Raw genomic sequence first — 23,150 nt, 5'->3', positions numbered from 1 at the left:
GGATCAACCTCCCTGCTGCGCCGGTTTGCCGATTTCGTTGAGCGGCAGATAGGGCACAACCCCCTGCTTCTCGTCGATAATGACCTTCTTGGAGTTCTTCAGCACCTGTTCCATGGTTTCCAGGAACAAACGCTTGCGGGTCACTTCGGGAGCCTTCGTGTATTCGTCGTTGACGGAACTGAAGCGCTGCGCCTCACCTTCCGCTTCCTTCACGACGCGATCCTTGTACGCGGCAGCCGCTTCACGGATCTGCGCCGCGTCACCGCGGGCCTGACCGAGCTTCTGGTTGGCATACTGGTTCGCTTCCTCGACGAGACGCTGCTTGTCCTGGTCGGCACGCTGCACTTCTTCGAAGGCATCGGCGACTTCACGCGGCGGCGCGACGTCCTGGATGGTGATCGCATTGATCGAAATACCGCTTCTGTAGCGATCCATGGTGCCCTGCACGATGGCGGCCACTTCGGTTTCGATCGGCTGACGATTGTCGCGGAACGCGTCCTGTGCAGGACGACGGCCGACGACTTCGCGCATGGCGCTTTCGGCGACCTGCTGCAGCGTTTCTGCCGGGTTCTCGACGTTGAAGAGATAAGCCTTCGGGTCCGTCACGGTGAAGAACACCGAGAACTGGACGTTGAGGATGTTCTGGTCACCCGACAGCATCAGGCCGTTCGACGACGAAGACGACGTCGCACCGATATTCTGCTGCTGGACCGTGACCTTGACGATTTCGACCGTTTCCATCGGCCACAGGTGGAAATGCAGGCCCGGTGCGGCCACTTCCTGCTTCGGATTACCGAAACGCAGTTCCACGCCACGCTCGTCCGGCTGGACGATGTAAATGCATTGGAAAAGCCAGAAAGCCACGATGACAGCCGCGACGATCAAGAGAACGCCTGTGTTGAACCCGCCGGGCACGACGCCGCGCAGCCGGTCCTGACCACGACGGATCATGTCTTCCAGATCGGGCGGCCCGCCCTTTCCGCCGCCACCACCGCCGCGTGGACGGTTTGGCCCCTGCCCCCATGGTCCCTGATTATTTCCTCCACCGCCGCCGCCGCCCCAAGGGCCGCCGCCGCCATTCTGATTGCTCCAGGGCATCAAAACCTCGTTGTTCGTTACACTCTGCGATCGCTTAACCCACGGGGGCGACGGATATTCGCGTTCGAAACCGTTATAGGTATCGCTGCATCGGCTTTCAACGCAGCATGAGGAACTTGGCAATGTTTATTGGAAAATAGTTTCTTTTCGCCGCTCAGCGCCTGTCATAAACGACGTAGCGGGTCGGATAGGTATCCTTCTCGCCCTCGGGCACGTCAAGGGTCTCGCCGGCACGCCAGATGGCAGGATCGATCGCGGGAAACGACGTATCGCCATCCACATCAGTCTCGACATGCGTCACGCAGAGACGATCAGCGATATCGATCGCCTGGCCGTAGATCTGCCCGCCGCCGACAATGCAGATCTCGTCCACACCGGTTTCCACCGCCAGCCTCTCGGCCAGAGCCACCGCCTCGTCGAGCGAGGTGACGGTGCGGACATCGGGATGATCGATGACCGTCGAGCGCGAGATCACCACGTTCGGCCGTCCCGGCAAAGGTTTCCCGATCGAATCATAGGTCTTGCGCCCCATGATCACGGGTTTGCCTGTTGTCAGCGCCTTGAACCGCTTCAGATCGGTCGAGAGCCGCCATGGCATGTCGCCGTCACGGCCGATGATGCCGTTGCGCGCAGCGGCAACCACGATCGTCTTGCGGATATCGGACATGAAACCCCTTAATCACACCGCGATCGGCGCCTTGATGCTGGCATCGGCCTCATAGCCGACCAGCTCGAAATCCTCGTAGGTGAAACCGAAAATGTCTTTCACCTCGGGATTGATGCGCATGAACGGCATCGGCTTCGGCTTGCGCGTCAGCTGCAGCTTCGCCTGCTCGAAATGGTTATGGTAGATGTGCGTGTCGCCAAGCGTATGCACGAAATCACCAAGCTTCAGACCGGTCACCTGCGCGATCATCATCGTCAGCAGCGCGTAGGAGGCGATGTTGAATGGCACGCCCAAAAACACGTCCGCCGAACGCTGGTAGAGCTGGCACGACAGCTTGCCGTCGGCGACATAGAACTGGAACAGGCAGTGGCATGGCGGCAGCGCCATGTTGTCGACTTCGGCAGGATTCCAGGCCGAGACGATATGGCGGCGCGAATTCGGGTTTTTGATCAGGCCGGACACCAGATTGGCGATCTGGTCGATATGCCCGCCATCGGGCGCCGGCCAGGAGCGCCACTGCGCGCCGTAAACCGGGCCGAGATCGCCGTTCTCGTCGGCCCACTCGTCCCAGATCGAGACACCATGTTCCTTGAGATAGGCGATATTGGTGTCGCCCTTCAGGAACCACAGCAGTTCATGGATGATCGAGCGCAGATGCAGCTTCTTCGTCGTGAGGACGGGAAAGCCCTCCTGCAGATCGAAGCGCATCTGGTAGCCGAACACCGAACGCGTGCCGGTTCCGGTCCGGTCGCCGCGGTCGGTTCCGGTTTCCATCACGTGGTTCAAGAGATCGAGATATTGCTTCATCGCCCGCCGCCGATTCCATTTTTCCCATATTTAAGCCCATCAGCAGGCAAAACCAATCACGCCCCCGTGTTTTTCCCGGTGATTCCTTGAAAGACCACGATGCTTTTGTGACGATGGCTCTTCCCATGCGCTGAGGAAAACACTATATCAGCCTTGCCAGTCCTCGGATTGGCTATGGCGATAAATGAGCGGTGTAATAAGCCTATTGGACCCGGGGGCGGTACCCGGCGCCTCCACCAAAAACCGGCGGCCTTACAAAGAGATGGCCGGCTTTTGATGGGGGCGAAACAGGATCGACAAGGGTGTAAAGATCGTCTTTTTGCTCGGCATTGTACCGCCGTTATCGGGCTAAAATTGTAGTTGCAAACGACAACTATGCGGAAGCTCGTCTCGCTGCTTAATCGCGGTGTGACACTTCAAATTAAGTCCTGAAGGTTCGCACCTTAAGGCGGGGTCCGAAGGCACCTGGCAACAGAAGCCTTCACCTTCTCCCCCAAGCTCAAATCATGTATGATTTGCGAAAGCATGACTCGGCTGCGGGCTTTTCCAAGCCGCTTGAGCATGGCATATAGGCTTGGAACAGACGTACGGACGAAAGAAAGACAGGGAAAGCATGGGGCAGGATCATATCCGGTATGACATTCTGGCACAGGACGCGCTTCGCGGCGTCATCCGCAAGGTATTGTCGGAAGTCGCGGCAACCGGCCGCCTGCCGGGCGAGCATCACTTTTTCATCACCTTTCTGACCGGCGCTCCCGGCGTTCGCATCTCGCAGGCCCTGAAGTCCAAGTATCCCGAGCAGATGACCATCGTCATCCAGCACCAGTTCTGGGAAATGAAGGTCACCGAATCGAGCTTCGAGATCGGCCTCTCCTTCTCCGACGTTCCGGAAAAGCTCTTCATCCCCTTCAACGCCATCCGCGGCTTCTACGATCCGTCGGTCAATTTCGAACTCGAGTTCGACGTGCCGCTCGCCGATAGCGACGAACTGCCGGAAGCCGAGATCACCGCCTACCCGGTTGCCCCCGAAAAGGCGGAGAAGACCGAAGACGCGGCGGCAAAGCCCGCCGACGGCGACGAGAAGAAAGCCGGATCGGTCGTCTCTCTCGACGCCTTCCGCAAGAAGCAGTAACAAACAAAGGGAAGCAATCGCTTCCCTTTTTCATATCGCCTGTTCTTATATTGTAGGTGTCCCGTGAGCGCCGAAATCGTCAATCTCCGCCAGTTCAAGAAGAAGCAGGCCCGCTCCGATAAGGAGAAGCAGGCTGAACAGAACCGGATCTCCTTCGGCCGCACCAAACAGGAAAAGCAGCTCACCAAGGCTTTGAACGACAAGGCCGAGCGCGCGCACGACCAGGGCCGCATCGACAAGAACGACGACGCCGAATGACCGCGCGCGACCGCGAAAACGAGTCCGCGATCAATCCCTTGTGTGCGTTTGCGGAATCATTTTCCGAATACGACGCGCAATGATCCGCAAGCACTCGATCACGCTCCACGGCCACCGCACCAGCCTGTCGCTGGAAGACGAGTTCTGGACCGAGCTCACCGCCATCGCCACCGCCCGCACCATCCCGCTCGCTGGCCTGATCTCGGAAATCGACGACAACAGGGATGCCGACAGCAACCTCTCCTCGGCGCTGCGCCTGTACGTTCTCGCCTGGCTGAAATCGGCGGGCGCCACGCCACCGGAAGGCCGAGACGGCGACAGGGAAGCGGCGAATGCCGGAGCGCGTTGAGATCGTCCCCTATGACACAGAGTGGCCGGCGCACTTCCGCGAAATCGCCGCCGCCCTGATAACCCTGCTGGGCGATCGCGTGCTCGATATCCAGCACATCGGCAGCACCTCGATCCCGGGCATGGCCGCCAAGCCGCTCATCGATATCGATGTGATAATGCCCACTCCGGCCGAGGTCATCGACGCCTGCCCGCTGATGGAGGCGGCCGGCTACGAGCCGCGCGGCAATCGCTACGACGCCGACATCTTCGCCTTCATGAAACGCATCACCACGCCCAAGCAGCGGGTCTATCTATGCCCCGAAGGCCACGACACGCACCACCGGCGCATCCAGTTCCGCGATTATCTGAGAACCCACCGCCAAGCCGCCTCGGACTATCAGGCGCTGAAGCTCAAGCTGGCTGAAGACTTCGAATATGACGGCGACGGCTACACTGCCGCCAAGGCCGCCTTCGTCAACGAGATCGTCGCCCGCGCCCGCAAGCGCTGAGACGTCGCCGACAGCCGACACCGGCCGCGCAAAAACGCTATTGCGGAACCTGCACCCCCGGCAAACCCGGCACCGTGTTGAAGTTCAGCGAGTTCTGCGGCGGCGTGATCAGTTGCTCCTGCGCCCGGCGCGCCGCCTCGGCCGCGGCCTTGGCGTCCGCTTCCGCCTTGGCTTTGGCGGCGGCTTCCGCCTGCGCCTTGGCTTCAGCTGCGGCCTTGGCGGCCGCTGCCGCCTGGTCGCGCTCGGCCTGCTGTGTCGCGAGCAGCCTCAGCCGCTCCTCTTCCGCCTTGCGCTGCGCCTCGATGGCTGCGGCCTTCTCGCGCTCCTGATCGTTGAACTTGGCGAGCGACACCTCGCGGCGCAGGCGCTGCTGTTCGAGAACGTTCGACTGCAGTTTCTCGACCCGCCGGCGCTCGCGCTCGAAGGCGCGCAGAGAGAGGTAACCGGTGATATCGGTGACATCCATAACCCGGCCCGGCGATCCGAGAACGCCGGAGAAATCGAGCCGGATCGACGGGTCGGCGCCGGTCAGCGCCTCGCCCATCGGATTGAGATTGATGTCGAGCGACGCGTTGATCCGCTCCTGCGGCAGATCGACCTGCGCATTGCCTGTGAGTGTCGCCTGGTCGGTGGCGACGGTCACGTTCTGAACCCTCAGCACCCCATCCGTGACATTGAACGGCACCGCCGTCGCCGGCAGCTTCGCCTCGCCGTTGTTGAGCAGCGTCTCGACGATCGGATGCACCTTGCCGGCGTTCAGCTGGTCCTGCATCGGGTCGGTCGCCGACAGAAGCGGCGCCAGCATGCCGAGATTGAGCCCGCGCACGCTGGTATCGCCGAGCTTCATCTCGCCGGAACCGTTGAGAGAGCTTGCGATATCCTTCATCGACTTGCCCGATGCTTCCATCGACAGTGCCAGCCCGAACTTGCCGCTGGCCACAGGCGAACCGCCGTCCCGCTGCCACACGACGCCGCCGAGATCGGCATCGGCAAGCGCAAGCTTGGTCTGCAGGAAGCCTGTTCCATCGGCATTTGTGAACTTCACATTGGCATCGACTGTGCCGCCGTCCCAGTTGCCCTTCATGTCGTTCAGCTGCAGCTCGTCACCCTTGTAGGCGACGTTGGAGGTGAAGTCGGTGATCGGGTTCGACCAGCCGAGCCAGAACTGCTTGGCGGTGAGCTTCAGGTTGACATCCATGTCCTTGAACACCGGAATGCCGAGCGGCGCCGCCAAGAGGTTGCCGTTCGCCGGATCCGTCATCGGCCCATAGACCGCCTCGCCAAGCCAGGTGGCATCGGCCTTCGTCAGGGCGAGATCGCCTGAGGCCGTCGTCCGCTCTGCCTTGCGATCCAGCGTCATGGCGCCGGTGAATTCGTTGTCCGCCGCATGGCCGGCAATGTTGCCGAAAGCGACCTTGTCGCCATCGATCGCCGCCGTCGTCGTCAGCTTGAACGGCAAGCCGGTGCCCATCTGCGGCACGCCGATGCCGTTCATGACGAGATAAGGGTCGAGATCGGCGCTCTCCAGCGACAGCGCCAGCTGCCCGTTCATGAAGCTCTGCGGCCGGATATCGACCTTACCGGCGGCGGTAAACGAGGTGCGGTCCGTGGCAAATGTCAGGTTGGCATCAGCAGGATCGGTCCCCTCCGCCTGCACCTTCAGCGTCATGCGGCCGTTGGCATCCGCATCGACGGGCAACGGATCGAGCCCCGCCTGACCGAACAGCACCGAGGTCACATTGTTCTCGAGCGTCGCCTCGAGGCTCGTCGTGCCCTTGCCGGTCAGCGCCAGAAGGTCGGACATGCGGTAATCGAGGTTCACGCGGCTGCCATTGGCGACGCCGGCAAGCGTCACCGAGAGCCCGTTGTCCTGATCGCTACCGAGCGTGACCGCGCCACGCAGCGCCGTATTCGTGTACCAGGCCGCGTTGCGCACCAGCCGGTCCATGACCGGATGCTGCGGCAGTTTCTCCTTCAGCATGGTGAAGAACGGACCGGGATCGGCCGCCTTGAAGGTGATCTCGCCCGAGCCCTTGTAGTCGAGCAGCGAGCCCTCGGCGCGGCCGGTCGCCGTGAACTCGGCGCCCGCCAGGTTCTTCACCGAAAGCTTGTCCACTCCGAGCGCGCCGTCGGCGATCGTGAAGCTCGTCTCGACATCGCCGGCCTCGACACCAAACGCCGTGAACTTGTCGGCCTTGAGCTGCGCCTTAATCTTGTGGTCGAGCACGTTGTTGCCCGCATCCTGCCCGGTAAACAGGCCGGTCAGTGCTCGGAGCGCGTCGAGATCGAGCGCATCGCCGGCAAGCGCCACATCAAGCGTCGGCGCCTGGTTCGGCACTGCCTGGCGGTCGAGCCTGCCCTTCAGCGTCGCTGGGCCAACCGCGATCTCGAGATCATCGAACGTCTGGCGCTCATGCGTGAGGTTCACATTCGCCGAAAAACCGGCCTGCTGCAGCGACCGTATCGCCGGATCGACATCGCCAGACAGCCACGAGGCAAGGCCGGTCGGCTGTTTAGAGGCAACGGTGATCGCGCCCTTGAAGGACGGCTGGCCCTGCAATGTCAGCTGACCATTGCCCTCGACCAGCGTGCGCCCCGGCAGCGTGCCGAAGGCGTGGTCGATCGTCCAGCCACTGCCGGCCGGCTCCAGATCGAGCTGCACGTCACGAATGGTGGTGTCACCGGCCACGATCGCCGGCAGCCTGACACTCGCCTTGCCGGGCACCTGCGGCACCGGAATCTGCGAAACAATCTGGATCAGCGCATTCAGCCGCTGCTTGGCCGAAAGGCTCGGATCGCGCGAGGTCTTGCCGCCGGAACCCTGATTGCCGATGCGATTGACGTCGATCTGCTGGCCATCGGCGGTGAGCAGGAACTGCGGCTTCACGCCGGTATCGAGCGTCGCCTCGCCTGTCACCACATAGGGGTCTTCCACCGCGCCGATCTCGAGGCGATATTCGGGGATGCGGATGCTCTCGTTGGTGAGCTCGAACTTGCCCTTCAGCCGCGGTGACTGGCTCTTGTCGGTGCCCTTGGCCTGGTTGGTGCCCGCGCGCTCGATCTGCGCCGACATCGTGCCCTGGTAGTTTGGCTTGCGGTCGACGAGCTTCAGCTCGCCATCGAGATCGACCGAAACAGGATGCTTGTCCGGCTGCAGCCGGGTGCGCATCCTGAGCACACCGTTCTCGTCCAGCTGGTTGCTGGAGATGAGGAAATTGCCATGCTCGCCGTCGAGCGCCGCATCACCCTCGATGCGCCACGGCCCGGCCAGCGATTTCGCCGACATCTCGGCGTTGATCCCGGTCACGAGACGCGTGCGGCCCGATTGATCGTCGATGAATTGAACGTCACCGCCGCTGACATGCACGTTTTCGAGAACCACCGTCTTGGCGGGAATTTCCGGCTGGCTGCCGCGCGTCCAGTCCAGGGTGCCATCCTTCAAGAGCCGCAGCTTGACCTTGGGATTGACCACGCGCATGTCGAAGATCAGCGCCTCGCCCGAGAGGAACGGCGCCAGTTCCGCATCCATGGAAAACTGCTCGACCTGCACGATCGGCGAGCCGTCCTGCTCCTGGCCGACGCGCACGTCATGCATCGTCACCGACGGGAACGGCAAAAGGCGCGCATCGACCGCGCCGTGGACCACGACTTTCTTGCCGATGATACGGCTGGCCTGATCCTCGAAATTCTGTCGGAAGCCCGTCCAATCGATGAACATAGGCGCGAACAGCGCCACGAACAGCGCCACGACAACCACACCACCCAGTACGACGAGAAACCGGCCTACCAAGTCAATCATTCTCCATTCGGGCTACACCGCGGACACCAGGCCAAACTCGATCAGGATACCCGATCGAATTTTGACCCTAGATCATCAACCCGAAGCGTGTGAAGCCGCTTTCAGGCAACAAACCGCGCAATTCCTTGTTACGCCCACGCTTTCCCGGCGGCGCTCCGATTCGCTACGCTGTTCTCAATCCCTATCGGCATTCATGCCGCAAGCAAGCCAAGATCAAAACAGAGTGTTGATTTTCAGGCAGAATGGAAAATCTTGCCCGGATTGAAGATGTTATCCGGGTCGAGCGCATGCTTGACCTGACGCATCAGATCGACCGCGCCCCCAAGTTCTTCTTCGAGGAACGCCATCTTGCCCTGGCCGATACCGTGTTCGCCGGTGCAGGTGCCGTCCATTTCAAGCGCCCGCTTGTTGAGGCGCGCCACGAAGCCCTCGGCAACGGCGATCCCCTCCTCCGTCTTGTCATCGAACAGGAGCAGCACGTGAAAGTTCCCGTCGCCAGCATGGCCGACGATCATCGCGAGAAGACCATGCTCCTCGATATCGGCCTGCGTCTCGCCGATGCAATCGGCCAGGCGCGAGATCGGCACGCAGACGTCGGTCGAAAGCGCCGCCATCTCCGGCGCCAGCGCCCGCGAAGCCCAATAGGCGTCATGGCGGGCTTTCCAGAGCTTGTTGCGCTCCTCGGCGTTGACGGTCCAGGCGAACTCACCGCCCCCGCATTCCGCCGCGATCTCGCCGAACTGCGCCGATTGCAGCGCGACGGTTTCGTCTGTGCCGTGGAACTCGACGAACAGCGTCGGCTTCTCGTCGTAGTTCAGTTTCGAATAGGCGTTGCAGGCGCGGATCTGCAGGGCATCCAGAAGCTCGATGCGCGCGACGGGCACGCCCATCTGGATCGTCATGATCACCGCATCGCAGGCAGCACGCACCGTCGGAAACGCGCAGACGCCGCCGCCGATCTTCTGCGGAATGCCCTGCAAGCGAAGCGTCACCGAGGTCAGGATACCAAGCGTACCCTCGGAGCCGACGAAAAGCCGCGTCAGGTCATAGCCGGCCGAGGACTTGCGGGCGCGGCGCGCCGTGCGGATTTCCTCGCCATTGGCGGTAACGGCGGTGACGGAGAGCACGTTGTCCTTCATCGTGCCGTAGCGCACGGCGTTGGTGCCGGATGCCCGCGTCGCCGTCATGCCGCCGATCGAGGCATTGGCGCCCGGATCGATCGGGAAAAACAGGCCGGTGTCGCGCAGATAGGTGTTCAGGTCTTCGCGGGTGACGCCCGGCTCGACGGTGCAGTCGAGGTCTTCCATATTGACCTCGAGCACGCGGTTCATCCGGCTGAAATCGATCGAAATGCCGCCGTTGGGCGCATTGACCTGCCCTTCCAGCGACGAACCCGTACCGAAGCCGATGACCGGAACCTTGTGCTCCGCGCAGACCTTCACGACAGCCTTCACATCATCGGCGCTCTCGGCGAAGAGCACGCCGTCAGGCAGCTGCGAGGGAATGTAGGTGGTCGTGTGCGCATGCTGTTCGCGAAACGACTGGCCGGTCTGGAAGCGCTCGCCGAAGCTCTGTTTCAGGATGCCGAGAACGCTGGCGATACCCGCCTCGTTGCGTGTGCCGGCCTTTGCGTCTTTGAGCGCCATCTCTTTGATCTCCTTACCGTCGTTGCCTGGGAGGCAGGTTGGTATGAGACAAGAGATGGCGGCTGTCTAGTAGCAGAATAGCCGCAGCGGTACGGCCGTCATTGTGCTCAGACGAGCGGCGGGTTCAATCGCGCAAAACCCTCCTGCCGCTGATACGGAAAATAGGGATAGGGCGCGCTGACGGCACTCGCCTTGTCGAGCCGCTCGACCTGCTCTTTCGACAGCGACCAGCCGACAGCCCCGAGGTTCTGCCGCAGCTGCTCCTCGTTGCGCGCGCCGATGATCACGCTCGACACCGTCGGGCGGCCGATCAGCCAGTTGAGCGCGATCTGCGGCACGGTCTTGCCGGTCTCTTCGGCCACGATGTCGAGCGCATCGACGATATCGTAGAGCTTCTCATCGTCGACGGGAGGACCATATTCCGCCGTCTGGTGCAGCCGGCTTCCCTCGGGCAGAGGCTGCCCGCGCCTGATCTTCCCGGTCAGCCGCCCCCAGGCAAGCGGGCTCCAAACGAGCGCTCCCACACCCTGATCGGCGCCAAGCGGCATCAGCTCCCACTCATAGTCGCGGCCGGCCAGCGAGTAATAGACCTGATGCGCCACATAGCGCGGATAGCCATGCTGAGCGGATACGCCAAGCGACTTCATCAGCTGCCATCCGGAGAAGTTGGAAACGCCGATATAGCGGATTTTCCCGGCATCGATCAGCTGATCCAGCGTCGACAGCACCTCCTCGATCGGCGTCGACGCATCGAAGGCGTGCAGCTGCAACAAGTCGATATAATCGGTGCCAAGCCGCTTCAACGCCGCATCCGTCGCTCGCAGCAATCTTGTGCGCGATGTCCCCCAATCACCGGGTCCGTCACCGACAGGAAGCGCGGTCTTCGTCGAGAGCAACACCTGATCGCGCCTGCCCTTGATCGCGTGGCCAAGCACCTCCTCCGACGCGCCCGCCGAATAGACGTCGGCGGTATCGAACAGCGTCACCCCCGCCTCGATCGCGATATCCACCATCCGCGACGCCTCGGCGCCCGTGGTATTGCCCCAGGCGCCGAAGAGCGGCCCCGATCCGCCGAACGTGCCCGCGCCGAAACTCAACACCGGCACGCGAAGGCCGGATGCGCCAAGCTGTCTGTATTCCATCTTCAGTCTCCTGTTTCTTCACAAGAGATAGACACTCCACACGCGATGAAATAGATTGCCTTCAGGAACACAATTCATGAATTGAAGTCATCATGAGCAGACAGGATATCAACCGCTCCGGAGAGATGGAAGTCTTCGTCCGCGCCGTCGAACTAGGCGGCTTCACCGCCGCCGCCCACGCCTGCCGCATGACGCCATCGGCCGTCAGCAAGCTGGTCGCGCGGCTCGAAGCCCGCCTCGGCGCCCGCCTCGTCAACCGCTCCACCCGCAAGCTGCAACTGACGCCCGAGGGCTGCGCCTTCTATGAGCGCAGCGTCACCATTCTCGCCGATATCGCCGAGGCCGAGCGCTCCGCATCATCGGGAGAACTTGCCGCCGGCCCGGTCCGCATCAACACCAGCGCCTCCTTCGGCAACCACATCCTCGCGCCGCTCGTCTCGGGCTTCCTCGCCCTTCATCCCAGGATCACGCTCGACATCTCCTACACCGACAGGGTCGTAGACCTCCTCGACGACCGCGCCGACGTCGCCATCCGCGCCGGACCGCTGAAGAGCTCGACGCTGATCGCCCGCAAGCTTGGGGCGACGGATATGGTCATCGTCGCCTCGCCCGGTTACCTGGAAACACACGGCACACCCACCACCGTGTCCGATCTCGAACACCACCGCCGCATCGGCCTCTCCTATGCCCGCAGCGTCGAGGGCTGGCCGATGCGCGATGCCGGCGACATCATGCGCTTACCTCTCACACCAGGCATCCAGGTCGCCGATGGCGAGGCGATGCGGCACATGGCCTTGGCGGGCGCCGGCCTCGGCCGCCTCGCCCGCTTCACCGTCCGCGCCGATATAAAGGCCGGCCGCCTGGTCCCGCTTCTTGAGGACTTCAACCCTGGAGACACCGAGGAATTTCACGCCGTCTATATCGGCCAGGGCGGCCCTCTGCCGGCGCGGGTGCGTGCGCTGCTCGATTTCCTCGCCGCCAATGTCAGCATGTAGGACCCCAAGAATTCGCAATTGACCCCATGCGCAGACGGCGCCTATACCCACGGCACGCCATCGGCGCCCGCCGATTTTCCAGCAAAGCCTCTGCCGCTCCCCCAGACGTCGCATCGACCCGTCATCAGCATTGGCAAGACATGCATCGGATAAGCCGTTGAAAGACGCCAGCCGCAAACTCCGAACCGCCAGCCTGCCGCGCTGGGCATTCCTGCTCGCGCTATCCACCATTCTTGTTGTCGGCCTGGAAATGCTCGGCCTGCCCGCCTCGCTGCTGATCGGCCCGATGGTCGCCGCGATCGTGCTGGCGGTATCGATCGGCCAGGGATCGCTGCGCGTCCCGCGCGGACCGCTCCTGTTCGGCCAGGCGCTGGTGGGCTTCATGATGGCCCGCGCCATCACCGTCGATATCCTGCAGACGATGGCGACCGATGCCCCGCTCTTTCTTGCGATGATCTTCTCCGTCATCGCCGCCGCCGGCCTGCTCGGCTGGCTCCTGACCCGCTGGCAGGTACTGCCGGGCACGACGGCGGTCTGGGGCTCGTCGCCGGGTGCGGCATCGGCCATGGTCATCATGTCGGAAGCCTATGGCGCCGACGCCCGCCTCGTCGCCTTCATGCAATATCTGCGCGTCGTCTTCGTGGCCGTTGCCGCTTCCGTCGTGGCCCGCCTATGGGTGGCAGCCGATGGCGGCGAGCCGCCGCCGCTGATCATGTTTCCGCCGATCGACTGGCCGGCCCTCGCCGCAACCGTCGCACTGACGATCGTCTCGGCCTTTTGTGCTGTCCGCTTTCGCATCCCCGGCGGTACCATCATCGTGCCGCTCGTCGTCGGCTCGCTGCTGCAGGGCTTTGGCCTGTTGAAGATAGAGCTCCCCATGTGGCTGCTGGCGATCAGCTATGCCTTGATCGGCTGGAGCATCGGGCTGCGCTTCACCCGCGGGATCATCGCCCATGCCGCCCGCGCCCTGCCGCGCGTCGCCGCCTCGATCCTGTTTCTGATGTCGCTATGCGGCTGCATGGCCTATGCGCTTCATGTCTTCGCCGGCGTCGATCCGCTGACCGCCTATCTCGCCACCAGCCCGGGCGGCGCCGATTCCGTCGCCATCATCGCGGCGTCCAGCGACGTCGACGTCCCCTTCGTGATGGCCATGCAGACCGGCCGCTTCCTGATCATCCTGTTCACCGGCCCCATGCTTGCCCGCTTCATCGCCCGGCGCTCCGGCCTTGCGGAAAATCCGGCCTAGAAAAGGTCTCGCCTCAGCCCCGCCCATTGGCCGGGCGTCATGCCATAGGCCTTCTTGAAATGCCGGTTGAAATGGCTCTGGTCGGCAAAGCCGGTGGCAAACGCCGCCTCCGCCAGCGCCTCCCCGGCCCCGATCATCGCGCGCGCCTGCTGCAGCCGCCGCATCAGCAGATAGCGATGCGGGCTGGTCGCGAACGCCGCCCGGAAATGCCGCGCCAGCTGAAACCGATCGAGCCCCGTCACCGCCTCCAGTTCGGCCGAACTGGCACCCATCCACTGCGCACGGCAGAGCCGCGACGACAGGCACCTAGGCCGCAAGTGCAACCTCGGCGTGGTCTCCGTGGCGCGCGATCCGCATGGACAGGTCCAGCTTCACGTCCGACGCCATGGCAACCATGGACGCTGCGGCGAATGCGAGGACGCACAAGCCGGTGATGTCACCGGCCGCGTCGCATGCGCCTCGAGATAATCCCGTGCCATCCGCGCGCGCTGCCAGGCAATGCTGCCAAGCGGCCGACGCGGAGTACCCGCATGCCGCGCCAGACCACCCGCCACGCGTGACACGAAGTCGTCGACGAAGAGTTCATCCAATTCCCGGTCCAGTTCACTCAGCGCCCCCAGAAGCGTCCCGGCAAGCACGGGATCGTCGAAGACTGGCTGATCGACGAACGGCAAGCCGATGCGCGCCGCTTCAAGACAGTCGAAGAGCAGCGCCGGTTCCAGATAGAGCATGCGGTATTGCAGCCCGTGATCGGTCCCCGCCCCGCCATCATGCTCCTCGTCGGGATGCAGCACGATCACCTGCCCCGGCAGGCTGAAGCGCCGCTCGCCACGATAGGAAAATGTCTGCACGCCCTTGAGCGTCACCCCAAGCGCATAAGTATCGTGACGATGCGGCTCGAAGGCGTTTCCGGCGAAGTTCGCTTCGATACGCTCGATGCCTGGAAAGGCCGGCGCGGTGACGATCCCAGGTGCAATCGTACGATGTGCGATCGCACCGGACGCAATGGCGCGCCCGTCCACGCCCGGCTCCGTGCACAAACGTTCAAGACCCTCAAGGGCGTGATGGCTTAGATCCTCATCCAACCGACGTCGAAACCCGCATGAAAAGAGACTGGAATGTTTGATACCAAAATTGCAATCGTGCTGCGAAACAATCTTCCATCCTGGCAGACGCTGAATGTCACCGCCTTCCTGATGAGCGGGATCACCGGCCAGAATCCCGAGATCATCGGAGACGCCTACAAGGACCGGTCGGGCAATCTCTACAACCCGCTCTCGATCCAGCCGATCATCGTTCTGGCAGCGCCCGAGGAGACCATGTCCACCATCCACCGCCGCACGCTGGAGCGCGGCATCACCGCGTCGCTCTTCATCGAGGAGATGTTTGCGACCGGCCACGACGCCGCCAACCGCGCCGTCTTCGCCGAGTACGCGCCTGATGATGCCAAGGTCGTCGGCATCGCCATCCGCGCCGACAAGAAGATCGTCGACAAGATCACCAAGGGCGCGGTCATGCACCCTTGAAGCAATGCCAGGAAAAGTGTGAAGCGGTTTTCCGTCCGGAATTGCGTAATTCAAGCTACTCTAACGCAAAACGGCCGGGCATCTGCCCGGCCGTCTTAACTCTCAAGCGAGCCCGATCAGCTCTGGGTGATCGGCGCGATCTGGATTTCGACGCGGCGGTTCTGCGAGCGTCCGGCTTCCGAAGCATTGGAGGCCACCGGCTGCGACGGGCCGAAGCCGACGGCCGACATGCGGCGCTGGTCGATGCCCTGGCCGCCGAGATAGCCGGCAACCGACTCGGCGCGGCGCTGCGACAGTTCCTGGTTATGCTGCAGGCTGCCGGTCGAATCGGTGTGGCCGTTGACGTCGATCAGCGTGCGGTTGAACTTGCGCAGCACGATCGCCACCGAGTTCAGCGTCGGGTAGAAGCCCGGCTTCACGGCGTCCTGGTCGACGTCGAAGGTGATGTTCGACGGCATGTTCAGGATGATGTTGTCGCCGTTGCGGGTAACGGAGATGCCGGTGCCCTGGAGCTGCGCGCGCAGTTCCGATTCCTGCTGGTCCATGTAGTTGCCGATCGCGCCGCCGGCGAGAGCGCCGACACCGGCACCGATCAGCGCCGCGTTACGTCGACCGACCGGCGAACCACCGACAGCCAGACCTGCCAATGCGCCGACACCAGCACCGAGCAGCGCGCCGCCCGACGTGTTCGACATCTTCTGCTGGCCCGTATACGGATCCGTCGTCGTGCAGGCGCTGAGGTAGGTCGCGGCAACGGCGAGAAGTATGAATTTCTTGATCATGGACAGGCGTATCTCCAATTCGATGGTGATGCGAGCAGTATTAAGGAATGCGGCAAGAAGATGAAGCGCGCGCCCTGAATACTGGAAAATCGATGGATTGCACAGCCTTAGAGCCGGAACTCCCGAAAAAGTCACCGGCGTCGGCGGCGCCGGCGTTGAAATCGCACAGGCTTTGCGGCCTCAGAAGTTCTGGAACAGCTGCCGCACCGTATCGTACGTCGCGTTCGCGATGTTGAGCGATTGCAGGCCCAATTGCTCTTGCGTCTGCAGCGCCGCAAGCCGGCTCGATTGCTCCTCCATGTCGGCATCGATAAGCTTGCTCATCCCGCGCGCGAAGGCATCGCCCAGGGTCTGCGCGAAGTCGCTCTGCAGGCTGATACGCTTTTCCAGCGCGCCGAAGGACGAGCCGATCGTCGTCATCTGCCCGAGCATCTTGTCGACGACGGAAACCATTTCATGGACCTCCGCGGTCGTCGTGCTCGACGATATCCCGATCTCGACCTGCCCTGCCGTATTGCCGGCGCTGGCGAGCATCACATAGTTCTTCGAGGCGCCGAGTTCGGTCGCGAAATACTGCGAGGTCAGCGCGCCATATTCGCCGGATCCGGTGGTCCGATCGTCGATCAGATAGCGCGCGTCCTTGGATGTCGTCGACCCCACCGGCGCTATATCGACCTCGTAGCTCAGCGTTCCGATTTCGACAGTTCCGTCGGCATGACGCGTGAACGAGGCTGGTATCTCTCGTGGTTTCGCCGGATCATCGGCATCGTCGATCGCCACCCAATTGTCGTTGTTGAAGCTGGCGGCTCCGGAAACGGCCCGCAACTGCTCTTTCAGATGGGTGATATCGAGATTGATCTTGTCCTTGTCGACACCATCCTCGGTGGCCGCCACGAGCTTGGCCTTGATCTGGCTGACGAGATCGGTCGATTCGCCGACGGCCGTATAGGCCGTGTCCATCGTCGCGGCCGCCAGCCCCAGCGCGTCGCGCACCGCCGACTGCGCCTTCTGGTCGCTTTTCAATGTCGAGCTGATCGCCCAATAGGCGCCATTGTCCGAGGCGCGTTCGACCCGGAGGCCGGTAGAGACCTGCCTCTGGGTCGTCGTCAGTTTATTCCCGATGTCGCGCAATACATAAAGCGCGGCATCCACCGAAGTGCGCCGATAAATACTCACGGATACTGAACTCCGAACACAACAATACGCAACAGGTACAAATGAACCGGTGCCGCGAACACTCATGTCCGGGGGCGCCAAACGGCGGCGCCGTGCAGCCTCCCGAAACGCTGGGAGACCATCGGTATCGATGCCAATTATTACGGCTTATGCTTAAAAAACATCTAAAAGTCGCAATTAATTTAGCCTGTTATGCAACTATTCGGAAACTATACGAAAACGCCGCCCGCACCCGCCCCGAGGGCACAGGCGCCAGGCGGCGATTGTCATTCAGCAGCTTCGAGCTGATCTCGCGCGGCAACGATCTTCGGCCGCTCGGCATGTTCCATCTCCTGATGCAACCGTGCCTCTTCATGCGCATGCGGCTTGGCGAAGCGGGCGATCAGCAGATAGGCGACGGGGGTGATGAACAGCGTCACCAGCGTCGCGAAACCAAGACCGCCGACGATCACCCATCCGAGTGCCACGCGCGCCTCGGCACCCGCGCCATGCGCGAAGACGAGAGGCACGCCGCCGAGGATGGTGGCGATCATCGTCATCATCACGGGACGCAGACGCAGCGCACAGGCCTTCTCGATCGACGCCCTGACCTCCTCGCCCTGATCGCGCAGCTGGTTGGCGAACTCGACGATCAGGATGCCGTTCTTGGCCATGACGCCGACAAGCAGCACCAGGCCGATCTGGCTGTAGATATTGAGGCTGGAACCGGTGATCACAAGCGCGAAGACCGCGCAGGCAAGCCCCAGCGGCACCGTCGACATGATGATCACGGATGAGAGCATGCTCTCGAATTGCGCCGCCAGCACCAGGAAGATGATGATGATGGCAAAGCCGAAGGTGAGCGCCATGCCGTTGGCGTTCTCTTCCAGCGTCGCCGCTTCCGCAAGCGGCATCAGCCGCGCACCCGAGGGAAGCAGCGGCGCGGCCAGCGTCACGGCCTCTTTCACCGCATCGCCAAGCGACACGCCATCCTTGAGGCCAGCGGTGATCGCCACCGACGCCAGCTGCTGCTCGCGATTGAGCTGCGGCGCCACGGCGCCCTCTTGCAGCGAAGCGATGACCGACATCGGCACGATCTTGCCGTCGCCGGTTTTCAGGAACACGTTCTCCAGATCGGTCGGATCGTCGAGCGGCCGCGTGTTCGAGGTCAAGAGCACCGGATAGGCATCGCCCTTGACGAACACGTCGACCACCGAGCGCCCTTCCAGCAGCGACTGGATGGCGGTGGACAGGCCGGTGATGTTGATGCCGAGGTCGGACGCCCGCTCGCGATCGATCGAGATCGACACCTGCGCCTGTGTCGGCTCGTTGGCGAGACGCGGCGTGTCGTATCGTCCGGTCGCGTCAAGCGCCTGTACCAGCTTCAGCGCCGATTGCGTCAGCGCATCGTAATCACTGCCGATCAGCGCCATCTGCAACCCGTTGCCGGCGCCGCGAATGCGCAGGCTGTTGGACTGGATCGCATTGCCGCGCAGCGCCGGAACCTTCAAAGCCGCGCGATTGATATCCGCGACGATTTCGCCCTGCGTGCGCTCGCGCTCACCCCATGGCGCCAGCGTCAGCACCATGAAGCCGCTATTGGCCTGCCCATTCTGGCCGGAGACGGAAAAGACGTTGCGGATATCGCCGCTATCGACGAGCGGCTGCAAATACTCTTCGACCAGCTGCAGCTTGTCGCGCGTATATTCGAGGCTCGATCCCTGCGGCGTCGTCAGCCGCATCATCACCATCGCCCGGTCTTCGTTGGGCGTCAGCTCGCTCTTCACGCCGGTAAAGGCGAAGACGGCAGCACCGGCGAAGATCACCGAGAACACAATGACGACGAAGGGCGCATTCAGGCAGCGCTGAAGGCACCATTCATAAGCGCTGGAAAACCGGTCGCCGAAGCGGCCAAGCATGCCGTGATCCTCTTTCATCTCCCGGGTCAGCATGCGCGACGCCATCATCGGACAAAGCGTCAGCGCCACCAGCGACGACAGGCCGACGGAGAAGGCGAGCACGAAGCCGAACTCGCGGAACAGGCCGCCGACCTGCCCCGGCAGGAACGACAGCGGAATGAACACGGCGGCAAGCGTCGCCGTCGTCGCAATGACCGCGAAGAACACCTCGCGCGTGCCAAGCACGGCGGCCGCGCGCGGACCCATGCCCTGCGCGCGCCGACGCACGATATTCTCGAGCACCACGATGGCGTCGTCGACCACAAGACCGGTCGCCAGCACGATCGCCAGCAGCGTCAGGATATTGATCGAGAAGCCGACCATGTAGATCGCAGCCAGCGTGCCGATCAACGCCACCGGCATGCTCACCGCTGGAATGATCGTCGCCCGCCAGTCGCGCAGGAAGAGATAGATGACGGCGGTGACGATGACTGCGGCCAGCACCAGCGCCAACACCACTTCGTGGATGGCGCCCTGGATGAACACCGCGTCATCGCTGGTGATGGCGATCCTCGTACCCTCGGGCAGCGTCTTCGACAGCTGCTCGACTGCGGCCTTGATGCCATTGGAAATATTCAGCGTATTGGACTGCGCCTGGCGGATGACGCCGAGACCGATGCCGGGCACCCCGTTCGAGCGCAGCGCCGTCTGCCCGTCGCGCGGCCCAAGCGTCACGGTCGCCACATCACCCAGCCGCACGCGGTCGAGCAACATGACGTTGGCGAAATCCTCGGGCTTCTGCAGGCTGGCGGTGGCGCGCACCACGATATTCTGCGTCGGGCTCTTCAGCGAGCCGGCCGGCACGTCGAGCGCTGCATTCGACAGCGCATTGGTGAGATCGCCGATCGTCAGCCCGCGGCTCGCGAGCTCCGACTGATCGACATCGACCCGAAACACCTTCTCCTGGTCGCCATAGCTCTCGACATCGGCAACGCCGTCGACGGAGGCCAGCCGGTCGATCACCTCATTGTCGACGAGCAGCGTCAGGTCGTCCATGTTGAGCTTGGTGGAGGTAACGGCAAGACGCATGATCGGCTGCGAATCCGAATCCGCCTTGACGATCTGCGGCGCGTCGGCGTCGTCAGGCAGCCGGTCGGTGATCCGCCCGATCGCGTCGCGCACGTCGTTGGCGGCAACCGCGAGATCCACCGTATCCGAAAATTCCAGCGTCACCCGGCTCTGGCCAAACTGCGAGCTCGACGAGATCGATTTCAACCCGCTGACGCGAGCCGATGCGCCCTCGATGACCTTGGTCACCTCCTGGTCGATCGTCTGCGGCGACGCGCCGTCGAAGGTGGTGCGCACGGTCACGACCGGCCGATCGACGTCAGGCAGCTCGCGCACCTCGATACCGACATAGGCCGCCAGACCCGCGACGATCATCAGCGTGTTGAACACCAAGGCCAGGATCGGCCGGCGCACGAAGAGCGCCGTAAACGTCTGCTTGCCCGATGGCGTGTTATTATGGGTGCCGCTGTCGCTCATCAGGTGACGGGCTCCTTGGCGGCCAATTCGCCCCCTTCGGAGCGCACCGGCCCGCCCTCGCGCACGCGCTGCAGGCCCTGTGTGACGATCAGGTCGCCATTATCGAGGTTGCCCTTGACCAGCACATAGTCGGGATTGCGCTGAACGATGCTGACGCGCACCTTGTGCGACTTCTGCTCGGCCACGCGCCAGACAAAGGACCCTTGCGAATCCCACTGCACCGATTGCGGATCGACCGCCGGATACTGGTCGCCATCGAACCGCATGCCGACGCTGAACGACATGCCGGCGCGCAGCTCGTCGGCCGCATTGTTGATCCGCGCCCGCATCCGGAGCGTACGGCTCGCCGGATCGACTCGGTTGTCGATCGCCTCGACGGCGCCCGAAAACACCTGCCCCGGCCGCGCCACCGACGTCGCCTCGACCGCCTGGCCGACCTTGACCGTATTGGCGAAACGCTCCGGCACCCAGTAGTCGACGAGGATTTCCGTGCGATCGTCGAGCGTCACGATCGGCGTCGTCGTCGAGACGTTGTCGCCGATATTGACAGGCATGATGCCGACGATGCCGTCGATCGGCGCCAGGATATTGCGGCGATCGAGACTGAGCTGTGCTGCCTGCAATTGCAGACGCGCGTTCTGCTCGGCGATCTCCTGATCGAACACATCCATGCGCGACACGCTGGACTTGATATTGTTGTAGAGGCTGGACTTCTCGACCGCCGACTTCAGCGCGACTTCGGCTTGCCCCTTGACGATCACCTGCTCCTCGCTGTCGAGCTTGGCGATGATCTGCCCCTGCTTGACCCGGTCTCCGGACTTGACGAGGATTTCGCGAATGAGACCGCTCGCCTGCGGCGTCACCACCACCGAGCGGATCGCATCGCCCGTGCCGATCGCACCCAGCCGGTCGTTGACGACACCGGGCACGACGGCCTGCGTGACGACAAGCACCGCACCGTTGCGGCCACCGCCGCCATTACCACCGCCGGAGCGACGGTTGCCAGCCTGCTCGCTGCCAGCGGCAGGCGCCGCGCGGCCTACATTGTCAGGATCAATCGCCTTGCCGACAAGCGCTTCGGGAACGCCGGCATTGCGCAGCGTATCGCGCGCGCCAGGCACAAAGACAGCCCACCCGGTAACGCCAGCGGCGATAACGACGAGACAGATCGCAAACTGCTTCCAAAATGACATTCACGTCTCCAGAGGGACTCGAGGTTGGTCCAGGGTCGATCGACAGAGGCGCATACGTGGCAAATCGCCGCGCAACGCCGGAATTATTGTCCGATTGCAGGTCAGCGGCAAGCAAATTGGCCGCCCATTACAGCATTGTAATGTCAACTGTTGGTGACCGGCGAATGTCGGTCATCTCACCCTGACGTTGCCGTCTTCGCAAAAGCCTAGACCCACAGGAGAAAATGTCCGCCGGACCGGCAAATAGTGCTTTCGTTTCTGATCATTCCGATGTTCTCTGCCGTCGCGCAATGGGCCGCAAGCGCGCCCGCCGCTCCATTCATTCAAACGCGAACGCAAAGAGGATGACGAGCATGCCGAAGATCACCACCAAGGACGGAACGAAGATTTTCTACAAGGATTGGGGCACCGGTCAGCCGATCCTCTTCTCGCATGGCTGGCCGCTTTCGGGCGACGCCTGGGAAGCGCAGATGCTCTATTTCGGCCAGAACGGCTACCGCGTCATCGCCCATGACCGCCGCAGCCACGGCAAGTCCTCCCAGACCTGGGACGGCAACAACATGGACCAGTATGCCGACGATCTCGCCGAACTGATCGAGCATCTTGACCTGAAGAACCTGATCATGATCGGCCATTCCACCGGCGGCGGCGAAGTCGCCCATTATCTCGGCCGCCACGGCACCAAGCGCGTCGCCAAGGTGGTGCTGGTCGGCGCCGTGCCGCCGCTGATGCTGAAAACCGACGCCAACCCCGAGGGCCTGCCGCTCAACGTCTTCGACGGCATCCGCAAGGGCACCGCGCTCGACCGCTCGCAATTCTTCCGCGACCTCTCCATGCCCTTCTACGGCTTCAACCGCGACGGCGCCAAGGTCAACGACGGCCTGCGCGAGACATTCTGGCTGATGGGCATGGCCGGCGGCATCAAGGGCGAATACGACTGCATCCACGAATTCTCCGAGGTCGACTACACCGACGACCTCCGCAAGATCGACAAGCCGACCCTCTTCATCCACGGCGACGACGACCAGATCGTCCCCATCGTCGCAGCGGCCCTGAAGTCCTCCAAGATCGTCAAGGGCGCCGTGCTCAAGGTCTACGAAGGCTCCAGCCACGGCCTCGCCCAGGTCGAGCCGGAACGCTTCAACGCGGATGTGCTTGCGTTCATCAAGGGGTGAGCGGGTCGCCGCGCCGTTGGGTGTTGGACGCTTGCGGTTCATCCGCGCCGTTGAATTCGCGGAGACGTGCTTAGATCCTCGGCACGAGGCCGAGGATGACGTCGAGCAAGAGGAAAGCGCTTCCACTTCAATAGGTTACAGACGCGACCCCCATTCTCTGCCGTCATCCTCGGGCTCGTCCCGAGGATCTGCCAAGCTCTCGCTTTGCTCGACGGGAGTGGACACTTGGCGCCGCACCGCGCCGTTG

At 62.9% G+C, this 23,150-nt stretch carries 18 protein-coding genes, 1 other RNA gene and 1 pseudogene; 9 read left to right on the top strand and 11 right to left on the bottom strand.

The window, feature by feature from the left end; translation table 11 throughout:
• Nucleotides 1–3: 3 nt before the first annotated feature.
• The 3 genes from hflK to D460_RS0119700 form a co-directional block, all read right to left on the bottom strand.
• Nucleotides 4–1,098: an FtsH protease activity modulator HflK gene (gene hflK / locus D460_RS0119710; RefSeq protein ID WP_026283320.1), complete on the bottom strand. Its 1,095-nt coding sequence runs from the start codon at nt 1,096–1,098 to the stop codon at nt 4–6.
• 154 nt (nt 1,099–1,252) lie between these two features.
• Entirely contained in the window at nt 1,253–1,765 is a 513-nt protein-coding gene (locus D460_RS0119705) for a dihydrofolate reductase (protein ID WP_018900296.1), read from the bottom strand.
• A gap of 12 nt (nt 1,766–1,777) precedes the next feature.
• Nucleotides 1,778–2,572 carry a thymidylate synthase gene (locus D460_RS0119700; protein ID WP_018900295.1) on the bottom strand — a complete coding sequence of 265 codons (795 nt, stop codon included), beginning with the start codon at nt 2,570–2,572 and terminating at the stop codon, nt 1,778–1,780.
• A gap of 116 nt (nt 2,573–2,688) precedes the next feature.
• Between D460_RS0119700 and ssrA the strand changes: the two genes are divergently transcribed.
• From ssrA to D460_RS0119675, 5 genes are all read left to right on the top strand, one after another.
• Nucleotides 2,689–3,058, top strand: a transfer-messenger RNA (tmRNA) gene (gene ssrA, locus D460_RS35220).
• Between the two features lie 127 nt (nt 3,059–3,185).
• Entirely contained in the window at nt 3,186–3,704 is a 519-nt protein-coding gene (locus D460_RS0119695; protein WP_018900294.1) for an SspB family protein, read from the top strand.
• A gap of 63 nt (nt 3,705–3,767) precedes the next feature.
• A complete protein-coding gene (locus tag D460_RS0119690) occupies nt 3,768–3,962 on the top strand; it encodes a DUF4169 family protein (RefSeq protein ID WP_018900293.1) in 195 nt (64 codons plus the stop codon).
• Nucleotides 3,963–4,041: 79 nt separating this feature from the next.
• Nucleotides 4,042–4,311, top strand: coding sequence for a ribbon-helix-helix domain-containing protein (locus D460_RS33275; protein WP_018900292.1), 270 nt, complete (start codon nt 4,042–4,044; stop codon nt 4,309–4,311).
• Nucleotides 4,295–4,801, top strand: a complete 507-nt coding sequence (locus tag D460_RS0119675) for a GrpB family protein (protein WP_018900291.1) — start codon at nt 4,295–4,297, stop codon at nt 4,799–4,801. The genes D460_RS33275 and D460_RS0119675 overlap by 17 nt, the downstream gene beginning before the upstream one ends.
• A gap of 37 nt (nt 4,802–4,838) precedes the next feature.
• On the opposite strand, the gene D460_RS0119670 is transcribed toward D460_RS0119675, so the two are convergent.
• The 3 genes from D460_RS0119670 to D460_RS0119660 all read right to left on the bottom strand — a co-directional run bounded on the left by D460_RS0119670 (nt 4,839) and on the right by D460_RS0119660 (nt 11,388).
• A complete protein-coding gene (locus D460_RS0119670; RefSeq protein ID WP_018900290.1) occupies nt 4,839–8,591 on the bottom strand; it encodes an AsmA-like C-terminal region-containing protein in 3,753 nt (1,250 codons plus the stop codon).
• 242 nt (nt 8,592–8,833) lie between these two features.
• The gene (locus D460_RS0119665) at nt 8,834–10,246 is read right to left on the bottom strand and encodes an FAD-linked oxidase C-terminal domain-containing protein (RefSeq protein WP_018900289.1); all 1,413 of its coding nucleotides are present in this window, start codon (nt 10,244–10,246) and stop codon (nt 8,834–8,836) included.
• Nucleotides 10,247–10,353: 107 nt separating this feature from the next.
• Entirely contained in the window at nt 10,354–11,388 is a 1,035-nt protein-coding gene (locus tag D460_RS0119660; protein WP_018900288.1) for an aldo/keto reductase, read from the bottom strand.
• 92 nt (nt 11,389–11,480) lie between these two features.
• Here D460_RS0119660 and D460_RS0119655 point away from each other — a divergent pair, with 92 nt between their 5' ends.
• Nucleotides 11,481–12,383 carry a LysR family transcriptional regulator gene (locus D460_RS0119655; protein WP_018900287.1) on the top strand — a complete coding sequence of 301 codons (903 nt, stop codon included), beginning with the start codon at nt 11,481–11,483 and terminating at the stop codon, nt 12,381–12,383.
• Between the two features lie 157 nt (nt 12,384–12,540).
• Nucleotides 12,541–13,629: an AbrB family transcriptional regulator gene (locus D460_RS0119650; protein ID WP_018900286.1), complete on the top strand. Its 1,089-nt coding sequence runs from the start codon at nt 12,541–12,543 to the stop codon at nt 13,627–13,629.
• Here D460_RS0119650 and D460_RS34560 read toward each other — a convergent pair.
• Nucleotides 13,626–14,714: pseudogene (locus D460_RS34560) on the bottom strand (AraC family transcriptional regulator). The gene D460_RS0119650 and the pseudogene D460_RS34560 overlap by 4 nt on opposite strands.
• Before the next feature lie 33 nt (nt 14,715–14,747).
• Here D460_RS34560 and D460_RS0119640 point away from each other — a divergent pair.
• Nucleotides 14,748–15,155, top strand: a complete 408-nt coding sequence (locus D460_RS0119640) for a DUF2000 family protein (RefSeq protein ID WP_018900283.1) — start codon at nt 14,748–14,750, stop codon at nt 15,153–15,155.
• Nucleotides 15,156–15,271: 116 nt separating this feature from the next.
• On the opposite strand, the gene D460_RS0119635 is transcribed toward D460_RS0119640, so the two are convergent.
• The 4 genes from D460_RS0119635 to D460_RS0119620 form a co-directional block, all read right to left on the bottom strand.
• Nucleotides 15,272–15,937, bottom strand: a complete 666-nt coding sequence (locus D460_RS0119635) for an OmpA family protein (protein ID WP_018900282.1) — start codon at nt 15,935–15,937, stop codon at nt 15,272–15,274.
• Between the two features lie 180 nt (nt 15,938–16,117).
• On the bottom strand, nt 16,118–17,113 hold the full coding sequence (locus D460_RS0119630; protein ID WP_026283319.1) for a flagellin: 996 nt from the start codon (nt 17,111–17,113) through the stop codon (nt 16,118–16,120).
• Between the two features lie 266 nt (nt 17,114–17,379).
• Nucleotides 17,380–20,535: an efflux RND transporter permease subunit gene (locus tag D460_RS0119625; RefSeq protein ID WP_018900280.1), complete on the bottom strand. Its 3,156-nt coding sequence runs from the start codon at nt 20,533–20,535 to the stop codon at nt 17,380–17,382.
• Nucleotides 20,535–21,728, bottom strand: coding sequence for an efflux RND transporter periplasmic adaptor subunit (locus D460_RS0119620; RefSeq protein WP_018900279.1), 1,194 nt, complete (start codon nt 21,726–21,728; stop codon nt 20,535–20,537). Before D460_RS0119620 ends, D460_RS0119625 begins: the two co-directional genes overlap by 1 nt.
• A 353-nt stretch (nt 21,729–22,081) precedes the next feature.
• On the opposite strand from D460_RS0119620, the gene D460_RS0119615 reads away from it, so the two are divergent.
• Nucleotides 22,082–22,903 carry an alpha/beta hydrolase gene (locus tag D460_RS0119615; protein WP_026283318.1) on the top strand — a complete coding sequence of 274 codons (822 nt, stop codon included), beginning with the start codon at nt 22,082–22,084 and terminating at the stop codon, nt 22,901–22,903.
• Nucleotides 22,904–23,150: the final 247 nt, after the last annotated feature.

Source organism: Rhizobium sp. 2MFCol3.1 (assembly GCF_000377565.1).
Classification (GTDB): Bacteria; Pseudomonadota; Alphaproteobacteria; order Rhizobiales; family Rhizobiaceae; genus Rhizobium.
Note: the sequence above shows the minus strand (reverse complement) of the source record. Positions and strands in the feature narration are given on the sequence as shown.